This is a genomic window from Neobacillus sp. PS3-34, from assembly GCF_030915465.1.
Lineage (GTDB): Bacteria > Bacillota > Bacilli > Bacillales > Cytobacillaceae > Neobacillus_A.
Genome location: NZ_CP133267.1, coordinates 2,647,690 through 2,660,473 on the forward strand (window position 1 = coordinate 2,647,690; position 12,784 = coordinate 2,660,473).

Consider the following 12,784-nt stretch of genomic DNA (forward strand, 5'->3'; position numbering starts at 1 on the left):
TTTGTAAAAATATAGATTAAATTGGAAGTGAGGACAAACCCTTTTATTTAGGCAATACAATAGTTCAGCCTCTAGGGCGTGTTGTGAGCGTGCCGCTATCACGCATTGAATTTTGTCAAAAAATAGTTAATCAAACGTTTGATTGAATGGGTGCAAAGGCTTAGTATGAATGGATTTAAAGAATGTCGAAAGAGTGACAGGCACCTTCCAGAGAAATGGAAGGTGCCTGTCACTCTTTATTTATCATATAATATTAAATTAGAAACCTGAGTGGGTATATTCATTACCTTTATCGATTTACCGTCTTTATCTAATAGTTCCAGTTTGTTGTTTAAATTGTCCACGGAAACGAATCGATTTTTAATATAAGCTAATTTCTCAGTTAAATTCTTTGAGGTAAAGGTGTTGATTAGTTTATTTTCGTCGACATCGATAATAGATATTTTATTGCCTTTCTGGGCTACTTCAGAATAATTGGTTACCGCTATCAGCTTATTACTCATCGGGACGATATCTCCAACCATCATCTCTGTATAGTTTAAGTTATCCACCTTTTCGAGAGTTTGGGGATCGAACATAGCCAATGTGGATTGATTGGCAGGAGCTTGCAGCCCCATGATTAATTTATGATTAAATAAGAGCAAATTATTGATTCCAAGATTTTCTTTTGAAATCGCTCTCGTCGTAATTTTTCCTTTTAGTGAAACCTTTGTGAGCTTTGGATATTGAGAATCAGCCGTTAATTTTAAACTATTAAAATAGATATCATTCCCATCAAAAACAGCATTACTTATTAAGCCGCCATCAGGTATCATAAATAATTTTTTCGATTGGTTATTTTTATCAATTTTATAAACAGACGGAGTTGTTCCATCCTCTTCGCAAAGTACATACGCATTTCCATTTTTAAAGAAGACAAAGTGTGGTTTTACGCCTACCTTAACGGTTGATTGTTTATTTCTTGAAAGATCATAGATGATCACTTTATCTTCCGGAACGGTCATGTCCGGTTTATAGTTGAGTGGAATGTATACTTTATTCTTATAATCTGTGTAAATTCTGTCCGTCCACCCGGTTGTCATTTGTTTTGATTTCTCTGATTTTAGAGAAGATGGATTGGCTAGGGAAAGACTATACTTTCCGTTTGAATAGGTGCCGTAAATAATGTTGGAGTCCTTTAATTTAAAAGCAGAGGCAGATTGATGCTGGTAGGTAAAATAGATGACTAAAACAGCTATTGGTATAAGTACGATATACAATAATTTCTTCTTCCAAAACATCACAATCACTCCATTGTGGGTATAAGGGGAAAATCCCTTATACCCATTGCTATTTTCTAATTTAAAGCGGCCATTTCAGCATCGTCCAGGTTCCATTTCTTTTTAAACTGTTCTTTTGTTGCTTTCCCTTCCTTAATCAGCCCACTTAAGTACTGATCTAGTCCTTCTATTCCTTAATTTTACAAAATTAACACAACATGGTGCAAGGTTCCAATGGCTCAACAAATAAAATCATGATTTCAGAGAAGACCATGTTTGGTGATCCGATACAGCCACCAACTAATAAAGACATGCAAATCAATCTCAAAGCATAACGTGCCTAAATTTGTCGGAAAATAGTTAATCAAACGTTTGATTGAATGGGTGTAAAGGCTTGGTACATAAGGTTTTGAGTGGGTGACAGGCACCTTCCATGTAATTGGAAGGTGCCTGTCACTCTTTTAAAACCCCAATTCAAACAACTCCTCAAAATAGAATTCCATAAACTTGCTGTCGAGGATTCCGTAAAAATAGGCAATCGGTTTTTTGATGAGGCTTTTTGACTTTAGCTTGCCGATCAGCTGTTTGAAGGACTGAATGGCGACGTCCAGAACTCGGTCGGTTTCTTTTTCGCGATTATTTCGATATGCAGCGATTTGTGTCATCCTCCAATATTCTTCAATGGTTTTCGCCTCAGGAAAGAAGTACTTCACCAATTGGATAAAGGGCTGTGGTACACGATCACTTGTAAAAGTATGATCCAGATTGTACGGTCCCTCCTTACGTTTAGTTATCTCTTGTTTATTAGTTTTAGAAAGATTACTAGTTTCATTAGGGTGGTTCACTTTTTCCTGTTTAGGTGGTTCATTAGCAGGAAAATGATTAAATAAATAAAGATTGCTTGATTGAGAGCCGTTCTTCCGTTCGGTTTCATGGACGGTGATGATTCCTAGCTTCTGTGCTTTGATGATCATTCGTTTAAACGTGGAGCGGGAGATACCATGATCGTGATATTCCTCATGAATCGCTTTTAACATCGTTCCGATTTTTGCATTGCACACTCCAGGGATTTTGGCAGAAAAACGAACCAGCCGCTTTAAGCCAACTAACTCGCCTTTTGAAAACTTCTTTTTATATTCAACTAACCACATCTCCATATGGCTATTAAATTCCTTAAGACTAGTAAATTGTGAATATTGTTCGAACCCTTCGATTTTGCCTGACTTTAAATTCATTTAAATGCACCACCCTTTCACCTCCTATATATAAAAGAGAAGAGGAAAAGGGCAGGGTGGAAGGCGGATTTTTGTTACAGAATAGTGAACGTTGAGAGTGTCACTCCCCGGATTTTGTCAGATAATCGTTAATCAAACGTTTGATTGAATTGGTACAAAAGCTTGGTATAAAAGGATTTAAAGAATATCGAAAGAGCGAGTGACAGGCACCTTCCAGGGAATTGGAAGGTGCCTGTCACCCAAATTTGTTATGAAGCCTTTAATATGTTCATTACCTCATGCTCCGTATTATTTAGCATATATTTTAGTGAGAAGGTTTTTAAAACAAGTTTGTTGGATTAGTTTTCCACAAGTGGATTTTGGGAAAAATAAGACTGTTATGAAATGAAGGGGTGAAGTGATGATAAGTTTTGAAAATGTATCAAAGAGGTATCCTGATGGTACATATGCTGTTAAGAATTTTGATTTACATATAAAAGAAGGAGAATTCCTTGTCCTGATTGGCCCGAGTGGATCTGGTAAAACGACGACACTAAAAATGATTAATAGATTAATCCCCATTTCGGATGGCACAATCAAAATTCAAGACAAAAAAATCAGTGAGTATGATATCCACGAATTGCGGTGGGAAATCGGATATGTTCTCCAGCAAATCGCTTTATTTCCTCATATGACGATTGAAGAGAATATTGCAGTTGTTCCGGAAATGAAAAAATGGGAAAGCGGGAAAATTGATAAACGAATTGATGAGTTATTGGAAATGGTTGGTCTTGAGCCGAAAACCTACCGAAAAAGAAAGCCATCTGAGCTATCCGGCGGGCAGCAGCAAAGAATCGGAGTTGCAAGGGCTTTAGCTGCCAACCCTGCGATTATCTTAATGGATGAACCTTTCAGCGCACTGGACCCGATCAGCAGGGAAAAACTGCAGGACGATCTTTTGGAGCTGCAAACAAAAATCAATAAGACCATTGTGTTTGTCACCCACGATATGAAGGAAGCTTTAAAGCTAGGAGAAAGAATTTGTGTGATGAAGGATGGTGAAGTGGTACAAACCGGGACGCCGAATGAGATTCTTTACCAGCCTGTTAATGATTTTGTACGTGAATTTGTGGGAATAGAACAGACACTTGCTGCAGAAAGGGTAAACGTGATGGAAGGAATAAAGCCCTTGAATGCTGGCGGGACAATGAATGCTCCTGTTATTTCCTCCGGTGCTTCCCTGACCGAAATTCTTGCCTTGCTTAGCGAGCATGATCAGCTTGCAGTAAAAGAAAAAGGGACGATTGTCGGCATCATCGATCGGCAGGCAGTCATAAGTCTATTGTCCCGTCAGATGGAGGTGAGATAAATGGGCAATTTGGGTTCCGTTTTTTCTGAAAGAAGAGGCCAGCTTTTAAGTGCATTGCTTGAGCATATTCAAATTTCCTTTATTGCTTTATTTTTTGCCGTGTTAATTGCTATACCACTAGGTATTTATCTGACCCGAAATAAGCGCATCGCTGAAGGAATCATAGGAATTACAGCCGTTTTGCAAACCATCCCATCCCTCGCTCTACTGGGATTGTTGATCCCGTTATTGGGCATTGGAAAAATACCAGCCATCATTGCTCTTGTTATTTATGCCCTTCTTCCCATTTTAAGAAATACATACACAGGGATTAAAGAGGTCGATCCTTCTTTAATTGAAGCTGCCGAGGCTATGGGGATGAATCATACAAGGCGGCTGACAAAGGTAGAACTTCCGCTGGCTTTGCCTGTTATCATGGCAGGTATCCGGACCGCTATGGTATTAATTGTCGGAACGGCTACGCTGGCGGCCTCATCGGGGCAGGCGGACTAGGAGATCTCATCCTTCTTGGCATTGACAGGAATAATTCAGCGTTAATCGTTCTCGGCGCTGTACCTGCAGCACTGCTTGCCATTTTGTTTGATCTGATCCTTCGCAGATTTGAACGTATTTCTTTCAAAAAATCGTTGGTCACGATTGGTGCATTTGCGTTGGCCATGCTTTTAATGATAACTGTGCCATTGATAGCAAACCAAAATCAAAAAGATATTGTCATAGCTGGAAAACTAGGCTCAGAGCCTGAGATATTGATTAACATGTATAAGCTTTTAATTGAAGACGAAACCAATCTTCACGTACAACTGAAGCCTGGCCTTGGGAAAACGTCCTTCGTATTTAACGCCTTGAAATCCGGAAGCATTGATGTATATCCGGAATTTACGGGTACGGCCATTTCTGAATTTTTAAAAGAGACCGCTGTCAGCACCGATCGGGAAGCAGTGTACCAGCAGGCAAAAAAAGGCATGAAGAAGCAGTTTAACATGGAGTTGTTAAAACCGATGACGTATAACAATACGTATGCATTGGCGGTTCCTGGCCAACTGGCTGCAAAATACAATCTTGGCTCCATTTCTGATCTGAAATCCATTGAGCCAAACGTGAAAGCCGGCTTTACCCTTGAATTCGCAGACCGGGAAGATGGATACAAGGGCATTCAAAAGCTGTATGGCTTACATTTTCCGAGTGTTGTGACGATGGAGCCAAAACTAAGGTACGGCGCCGTTAAAAAAGGCGATATTAATTTAGTGGATGCCTATTCCACTGATAGCGAACTGGAACAGTATAAGCTAAAGGTTCTGGAAGATGACAAAAACTTATTCCCTCCATATCAGGGAGCACCACTTTTAAAAGCCGAAACGGTAAAAGAACATCCTGAAATCGCCAAGGCGCTTAATAAGTTAGCCGGTAAAATCAGTGATGACGAAATGCGCGCTATGAACTACCAGGTCAATGTGGAAGGAAAAAGTGCAGAAGAAACAGCTAAGCAATTTTTGAAAAAAGCAGGATTGTTAGATTAGAGTGACTAGACTAGAGTGACAGGCACCTTCCAGAGAAATGGAAGGTGCCTGTCACTTTTATATTATTAAATTCCTTAAGACTAGTAAATTGCGAATATTGTTCGAACCCTTCAATTTTGCCTGATTTTAAATTCATTTAAATGCACCACCCTTTCACCTCTTATATATAAAAGGGAAGAGGCAAAGGGCAGGGTGGATGGCGGATTTTTGTTACAGAATGGTGAATGGAGCATAAATGCAAGATGAGTTAGATGATATGGAGATATGCCAGTTTAACGGTTGATCGTATTCTAAATGACTTAAATCCTAGAGCGTGGAACTCAATGAATTAATTTTCATTTGATGATACGTTATCTTTGAAAGTAGTTCTGCTCGCGTTTTTTCGCACCTGCAGCCTTCTAACAATAAGTGATTATAACGGATGTTAATTTTGTGCCATTTCAAGAAGATCTTAGATAAAACGGACATGTGAGTTACTCCCATCCACTATTTACTATACAATTCGTGCCTTGGAATTGTTTTGTAAGGGTTTTCTTGAGTGAGATTGAAATTTTCTGAATGGGACATGGAGAAAAGAAGAAAAGAGGCAGCATGACTCCATCTAACGGAGTTTGCTGCCTCTTCTTAAAACAATATTGGCAATCATTAAATCTTCACGGGTATCGGTACCCTTTTTTCGAACTTGTAAATATAGTTAAATCCACATTGTTCTGCTAGAGAATAGGCTTCTTGAAGATTGGCTCCGACAGTGTCTGCCTTGTGAGAGTCAGATCCAATCGTTAAGATTTCTCCGCCTAACTCTTTATAAAGCTGGACGATATTCATTGCTGGCAATGACTGTTTGAAAGCTGCTCTGAGACCGGAGGTATTGATTTCGATTCCGATATTCCGTTCAATCGCTTTTTTTAATATTTGTTGTATCAATTCCTGATATTCACCAAATTGATAGATTCCATGATCTTTAAAGGCATAGCGCTTCATTAAATCTAAGTGGGCAATGACATCTATATCAGCCGTAGACACCATTTTATAGAGCTCTTCAAAATAAAGCTGATAGGCATGGTGCTGATGATCTTTGAGGACAAGCCGAAGCTTTTGGTTGTTAATATTATGGACTGAGCCTAAAATGAAATCTAAGTTTAGTGGCTCAAGGGTTTCCTTATATTTTTCTAATGAAATATGAGGCTCACAAAGTTCAATCCCAGCCTTGATCGTTAAGCGGTGCTGAAATTTTTCCTGGCAATCCTTTATTTCCTGTAGGTACTTTGAAAAATCCATGTGCCCATAGGTTGGCGCAAGTGGATTCACCGAGAAATGCTCGGTAAAGCAAATCTCTTTAATATTATTTTCGATTGCTTTTATACATACTTCTTCCATTAAGGCTTTGGAGTCAAATGAATGGTTGGAATGGTGATGGTAATCCATTAAATACATAATCAATTCCCCTAATAAATTGGTATGTCTAACTATATAGTAATTCTTTTCAAACTGTCTATTTAAACGAACTGGGCTTGTCCAAGGCGGAGCTCGGCACAATTTTGTCAGTCTATTCTGACATCATTTGTTCCCAATCAGCCACCACTATGAAAACGCTTTATTATATATTGAAACTAGGAGGTTAAGCGAATGATGATTGAGAAACGACCGGCACTATTGCTGAATTATCTTTTGAACATGAAGCATTCGACCATGAACCAGGTTATGGATCATACGCAATTAACCAAGCGGCAAATTTCCTACGACTTCGAGAAGGTCAATCATTGGTTGAAAGAGAGATCTCTCCCTCCTATTCAATACAAAGGAAACCAATACATCCTCATGCCAGACGATGTGGTGGACTATTTTCGGAAACAGAAAAACTCAAACCAGGATCGTGACTTTAATTTAACAGAAGAGGAACGCTTGATTTTTATCTATCTCTATCTGTTCATCCGCCACGAGCCGATCTCCTCCGTCCATTTAACACAGCTTTTGCAGGTTAGTAAAAACACGGTGATTTCTGATGTTAAAAAGGCGAATGAAATGAATAGCGCGCTCCTTGTGGAAATCCGTTATACGAGGCAGCAGGGCTATCATCTAAAAGGGACTGAGTTTGATAAGAGAGTCCTTGTGATGCAGCATTTAGCCCAACTGTTGCAGATGCCGTATGGCGAAAAATTGATCCGTTACTTATTAAAAGAAGGAAATGAACACAATCCTTTCGAGTCTATTCACGATACCCTTAACCAAATTAAAAAGCTGTTTGGTCTTCATTTTGTAGAGGAACGCTTAAAACAGTTTGCTTATTTTCTCACCTTCTATTTTTACCGTCAAAAGGAAGGAAAGTTTGTCCGGTTCCATTCCGATGAAATGGAGCTATTAAACCAGGATCCGATGAGAAAAGTGGCGGAAAAGCTGCTGCAGCTGCTTCAATTTAAGACAGAGGAAACGGAGCTCTGTTATTTCACGATCCAATTACTGGGCTTGTCATTAGGAGACGGAGCCGTGCAGGATGGGGACCGCGACTTACTATTTAAGCTTTGTGAACAGCTTGTATTTGATTTCGAATCGAAGGCCTGCATTGTTTTTGAGAAAAAGGATGAAGTCATCAAAACACTTTATCAGCATCTAAAGCCTGCTTACTTTCGAATGAAATACCGCATTCCCATTACCAACCCACTTCTTGATCAAATTAAAATTGAGCATAAAGAGCTTTTTATGATTGTAAAAGAGATGCTCCTGCCCATTGGAACCCTATTAAGCATCACGATTCCTGAAGAAGAGATTGGTTTCATCACGATTCATTTTGGTGCACTGTTAGAAAAACCAAAGCTAGCGATGCCGAAAAAGAAACGAGCGGTTGTCGTATGCCCAAGCGGAATTAGTTCTTCCCTGATGGTGAAGCATCAGCTCGAATCACTTTTCTCGGAAATCACGGTGGAAAAAACGTTATCGCTGCAGGAATTTCAAGAAGAAGGAACCAATACGTATGATCTTGTCTTTTCGACTGTTGCAGTAGAGACCGAGCTGCCCTGCTTTCAGGTAAAACCCATTATGACACCGATTGAAAAGAACAGCTTGGTCACAGAAGTTTATCAGCACCTTTTTGGCATTCAATACCATGAACTCTCAGTCAGAGAGCTGCTTCATACGATTGAAAAGTATGCCAATATTGTCGATGAAAATGGGTTGAAGAAAGCATTAAATCAAATTACTTTTCATAAAAAAGTTGTTACATATAGGGGGAACCAGCCAGTGCTACAGGAATTGTTAACAGATGAAACGATACAAATTGTGGAACAGTTATCGGATTGGGAAGAGGCTGTAAAGGTGGCGGCCAGTCCTTTACTCGAGAAAGGAATCATTCAGGCTTCTTACATTGAAGCGATGATTGAGAATGTAAAAACTTTAGGTCCGTATGTCGTCATCGGTCCGGAGGTTGCCATCCCACATGCGCGTCCCGAAAATGGCGTCAATCAAGTTGGGATGAGCTTTTTAAAGCTAAATCAGCCCGTTCATTTTTTAAATGACGAAAAGTATCCCGTCCGTTTGCTGTTTTGCATTGCGGCCATCGATAATAAAACCCATCTAAAAGCATTGTCCCAGCTGACCAGGCTGCTTAGCGAAAAGGACAATATTGATTTACTAAAAGATAATGATTCAACAGAGGATATCTCTGAATTATTTAAGCAATATTCGGAAGTCAATTAAGGCAGCAGCTAGTAGATTACTTACTTCATATATCGAAAAATTTTTAAAAAATATGACCATTTGGAGGAATTATTCATGAAAATCTTAGCAGTGTGCGGTTCAGGGTTAGGAAGCAGCTTTATGCTTGAAATGAACATCCAACAAATTTTGAATGAGCTAGGTGTAAAGGGAGTTGAGGTGGAGCATTCCGATCTTAGCTCGGCAACTCCGGATGCGGCCGATATTTTTATTGCAGCAAAGGATATTGCCGAAGGGATGGGGCATTTAGGTGAGGTTGTCGTCATCGACAGTATCATTGATATGGATGGCCTTCGCTCTAAACTGGAGGAAGTGCTTAAACAGAAAGGCCTTCTCTAATTCTTGGATTCTAGGAATCATTTATATTTTTATATTAATAGGGGGTAGTTTGCATGGGCGAAAGAATTCTTAAATTGGTTATGGATATTTTGAGCCAGCCAGCCGTTTTGGTTGCATTAATATCATTAATCGGGCTTATTATTCAGAAAAAGCCAACAAGCGATATCGTTAAAGGCACCACCAAGACCTTCTTAGGCTTTATCGTCATTTCTGCCGGCGCCGGAGTTATCGTCAATTCACTTGATCCATTCGGAAAAATGTTTCAGCATGCTTTTCATGTAACGGGTGTTGTTCCGAATAACGAGGCAATTGTTGCCATGGCGTTATCTAAATATGGATCGACTACTGCCTATATCATGTTTTTTGGAATGTTAGCTAATATCTTGATTGCACGCTTTACGAGATTAAAATATATCTTTTTAACTGGTCATCATACCTTATATATGGCTTGTATGCTTGCTGTTATCTTAGTTGTTTCAGGATTAAAAGGAGTTCCGCTTGTGATTGTTGGCTCCCTTGCTTTAGGTTTAATCATGGCTATTTTCCCTGCTATCAGCCAGCCGTTTATGAGAAAAATCACTGGAACTGATGCAGTTGGATTTGGGCATTTTTCAAGCTTAGGCTATGTCCTATCTGGTCTCGTTGGAAAAGTGGTTGGAAAGGGTTCTCGCTCTACAGAAGAAATTAATTTTCCAAAGGGCTTAGGCTTTTTACGAGACAGCTCTGTAACGATTGCGTTAACGATGACGGTTCTGTATGTAGTGATTGCTCTGTTTGCCTGCCTTCTTATATTGAAAAAGAACTAAGCGGCGGAACTGATTATCTCGTATTCGCCCTTATCCAAGCCGTGACATTTGCAGCAGGGGTTTTCATTATCCTATCAGGTGTTCGTCTTGTGTTAGCTGAAATTGTTCCTGCATTCAAAGGGATTTCAACGAAGCTTGTTCCAAACTCCAAGCCAGCGCTTGACTGCCCAATTGTTTTCCCATATGCACCAAATGCGGTGTTGATCGGATTCTTCTGCAGCTTCCTTGGCGGTATTGTCGGAATGGTTATCCTTGGTTTTACAGGGTCCGTTATTATTTTACCTGGTGTTGTTCCGCATTTCTTTACAGGTGCAACGGCAGGAGTATTCGGTAACTCAACAGGGGGTATCCGTGGCGCCACCATTGGATCTTTTGCAAACGGTTTATTAATTACCTTCCTTCCAGTCTTCTTAATGCCGGTTCTAGGAAACTTAGGATTTGCCAGTACGACATTCTCAGATGCTGACTTTGGTGCATCAGGAATCATCCTTGGTAACATCGCCAAGTCGTTTGGAGCTGCTGGTGTGACCATTACGATTGTTGGCTTGGTCTTACTTGCTGTCGTATTCGGTTTTTTCAAAAAGAACAAAGCGAATGATGCATCAGCTAAGGTTGGGGCTTAATTCATAAGTAAGTTAGGCATGGCACGCTAAGAGAGCAGCGCTGGTGCTTAGCGTGCCATGCTAAACCTGAGGGGGAATTTTAATGGGTGTTAATTTCAAGAATCTCGAAACACTTCGTGATGAAATTCGATTATTAACATTAAAGGAGCTGCATCATTTAGGCTTTGGCCATTACGGCGGCAGCTTATCCATCATTGAAGCACTAGCGGTGTTATACGGTGAAGTAATGAACATAGATCCTGAAAATCCACAATGGGAAGATCGGGATTATTTTATTTTATCAAAAGGACATGGATGCCTTTCCCTTTATGTAACGTTGTCCTTAAAAGGTTTTTTCCCTGAAGAAGTCCTCTATACATTAAACCAAAATGGAACGACCCTTCCATCCCATCCTGATCGTAATTTAACACCTGGAGTCGATATGACAACAGGGTCTCTGGCGAAGGAATATCGGCAGCTGTTGGTGTAGCATTGTCACATAAGCTATCAGATAAGAAGAATTTTACATATAGCATTGTGGGGGATGGGGAATTAAATGAAGGCCAATGCTGGGAGGCCTTCCAATTTGCCGCCCATCACAAACTAAATCATCTCTTCGTATTCGTGGATGATAATAAGAAGCAACTAGACGGCCCAACTAAGGAGATTATTGACCCGCTTGATTTTGAAGAGAAGTTTAATGCCTTTGGTTTTTATACAGCAAAAGTAAACGGCAGCTCATTAGAGGAAATTTATGAAGCGATTGAAAAGGGAAAGGCACAAACTGATAAACCTATCGCGATTATTTTAGATACGGTCAAGGGTCAAGGTGTTCCATATTTAGAGGAAAAGGCTGATAACCATCATATTCGTCCAAGTGAAGCGGATGAAAAAGCAATACTAGCAACCATTGCCCAATTGGAAACCAAACTTGGAAAGGCTGTGAACATATGATTCAAACATCCTCCCAACCGTATGAATTAGAAAAAGTGGAAATGCGCCAAGTGTATGCAAGTACTCTGCTTGATTTGGCCAAAAACAATCCGAATGTGGTTGCCTTAGAAGCCGATTTAATGAGCTCCATTTCCACAAATAAGATTATGAATCAAATCCCAAAGCAAATGATTAACTGCGGTATCATGGAAGCGAATATGATGGGGGTGGCTGCGCATGGCGCTCACCGGTAAAATCCCATACCTGCACACATTTGCTCAATTTGCCACACGCCGTGCTTTCGATCAGCTGTTTGTTTCAGGTGCATATGCCAGGCTGAATATAAAAATACTAGGTTCTGACTCTGGCGTCACAGCCGAGCATAACGGCGGCACCCATATGGCTTTTGAAGATTTAGGTCTTGTTCGCCTCATACCAAATGCACATGTCTTTGAAGTGAGCGATTCTACCATGCTTAGCTATTTGCTTCGCAAGGTTGAAAAAGAGTATGGCATCCACTACATTCGGACGATCCGTAAAAATGCGGTTAAGATCTATGATGAAGGCGAAGTTTTTGAATCGGGTAAAGGCAAGGTTCTTCGCGAAGGAGGCGATGTGACCATCATCGCGAGCGGCATCATGGTTGCAGAAGCATTACGGGCAGCAGACCTCCTCCAGAATCAAGGAGTACAAGCAACTGTCATCGATATGTACTCCATTAAACCGATTGATAAAGACCTCATCGTGAAGTATGCCAAACAAACCAAAGCGGTTGTTACAGCAGAAAACCATAATGTAATCGGTGGACTAGGAAGTGCCGTAGCAGAGGTGTTAAGTGAGCATTGTCCGACGCGGATGAAACGAATTGGTGTCAAAGAACAATTTGGCCAGGTAGGAAAAGTAGAATACTTAAAAGAGTTTTATCAGCTAACCGCAAAGGATATTGTTGGTGCGGTGGAGGAAGTATTAGTACTTCGTTAGTGGGGGTCAGACCCCCACTCGTTTAAAGAGTTAAAGTGACAGGCACCTTCCAGAAA

At 40.2% G+C, this 12,784-nt stretch carries 8 protein-coding genes and 3 pseudogenes; 8 read left to right on the top strand and 3 right to left on the bottom strand.

What is annotated here, in order from left to right:
- Positions 1–236: 236 nt before the first annotated feature.
- Both RCG23_RS13670 and RCG23_RS13675 read right to left on the bottom strand, forming a co-directional pair.
- Positions 237–1,280, bottom strand: coding sequence for a hypothetical protein (locus RCG23_RS13670; RefSeq protein WP_308176142.1), 1,044 nt, complete (start codon positions 1,278–1,280; stop codon positions 237–239).
- Positions 1,281–1,720: 440 nt separating this feature from the next.
- Positions 1,721–2,494, bottom strand: coding sequence for a hypothetical protein (locus RCG23_RS13675; RefSeq protein ID WP_308176143.1), 774 nt, complete (start codon positions 2,492–2,494; stop codon positions 1,721–1,723).
- A 400-nt stretch (positions 2,495–2,894) separates the two neighbouring features.
- Between RCG23_RS13675 and RCG23_RS13680 the strand changes: the two genes are divergently transcribed.
- Positions 2,895–3,842, top strand: coding sequence for an ABC transporter ATP-binding protein (locus RCG23_RS13680; protein ID WP_308176144.1), 948 nt, complete (start codon positions 2,895–2,897; stop codon positions 3,840–3,842).
- Positions 3,843–5,359 (top strand): annotated as a pseudogene (opuFB, locus tag RCG23_RS13685) (osmoprotectant update ABC transporter permease/substrate-binding subunit OpuFB).
- Between the two features lie 645 nt (positions 5,360–6,004).
- Here the strand turns inward: opuFB and RCG23_RS13690 are convergent.
- Complete coding sequence (locus tag RCG23_RS13690; protein ID WP_308176145.1) at positions 6,005–6,793, bottom strand: histidinol-phosphatase HisJ family protein; 789 nt, start codon at positions 6,791–6,793, stop codon at positions 6,005–6,007.
- Between the two features lie 192 nt (positions 6,794–6,985).
- Here RCG23_RS13690 and RCG23_RS13695 point away from each other — a divergent pair, with 192 nt between their 5' ends.
- From RCG23_RS13695 to RCG23_RS13720, 6 genes and pseudogenes are all read left to right on the top strand, one after another.
- On the top strand, positions 6,986–9,049 hold the full coding sequence (locus tag RCG23_RS13695; protein WP_308176146.1) for a BglG family transcription antiterminator: 2,064 nt from the start codon (positions 6,986–6,988) through the stop codon (positions 9,047–9,049).
- A gap of 75 nt (positions 9,050–9,124) precedes the next feature.
- Entirely contained in the window at positions 9,125–9,406 is a 282-nt protein-coding gene (locus RCG23_RS13700; protein WP_308176147.1) for a PTS sugar transporter subunit IIB, read from the top strand.
- Between the two features lie 53 nt (positions 9,407–9,459).
- A pseudogene (locus RCG23_RS13705) lies at positions 9,460–10,835 on the top strand (PTS ascorbate transporter subunit IIC).
- 82 nt (positions 10,836–10,917) lie between these two features.
- Positions 10,918–11,768, top strand: a pseudogene (locus RCG23_RS13710) (transketolase).
- The gene (locus tag RCG23_RS13715; protein ID WP_308176148.1) at positions 11,765–12,001 is read left to right on the top strand and encodes a transketolase family protein; all 237 of its coding nucleotides are present in this window, start codon (positions 11,765–11,767) and stop codon (positions 11,999–12,001) included. The pseudogene RCG23_RS13710 and the gene RCG23_RS13715 overlap by 4 nt, the downstream one beginning before the upstream one ends.
- Positions 11,985–12,728, top strand: coding sequence for a transketolase family protein (locus tag RCG23_RS13720; RefSeq protein ID WP_308176149.1), 744 nt, complete (start codon positions 11,985–11,987; stop codon positions 12,726–12,728). The genes RCG23_RS13715 and RCG23_RS13720 overlap by 17 nt, the downstream gene beginning before the upstream one ends.
- Positions 12,729–12,784: the final 56 nt, after the last annotated feature.

Excerpts from the sequence above, each read along its gene's own strand:
- RCG23_RS13680 (WP_308176144.1), top strand. The coding sequence starts at position 2,895 with ATGATAAGTTTTGAAAATGTATCAAAGAGGTATCCTGATGGTACATAT.
- RCG23_RS13675 (WP_308176143.1), bottom strand. The coding sequence starts at position 2,494 with ATGAATTTAAAGTCAGGCAAAATCGAAGGGTTCGAACAATATTCACAA.
- RCG23_RS13715 (WP_308176148.1), top strand. The coding sequence starts at position 11,765 with ATGATTCAAACATCCTCCCAACCGTATGAATTAGAAAAAGTGGAAATG.
- RCG23_RS13695 (WP_308176146.1), top strand. The coding sequence starts at position 6,986 with ATGATGATTGAGAAACGACCGGCACTATTGCTGAATTATCTTTTGAAC.
- RCG23_RS13700 (WP_308176147.1), top strand. The coding sequence starts at position 9,125 with ATGAAAATCTTAGCAGTGTGCGGTTCAGGGTTAGGAAGCAGCTTTATG.
- RCG23_RS13720 (WP_308176149.1), top strand. The coding sequence starts at position 11,985 with ATGGCGCTCACCGGTAAAATCCCATACCTGCACACATTTGCTCAATTT.
- RCG23_RS13670 (WP_308176142.1), bottom strand. The coding sequence starts at position 1,280 with ATGTTTTGGAAGAAGAAATTATTGTATATCGTACTTATACCAATAGCT.
- RCG23_RS13690 (WP_308176145.1), bottom strand. The coding sequence starts at position 6,793 with ATGTATTTAATGGATTACCATCACCATTCCAACCATTCATTTGACTCC.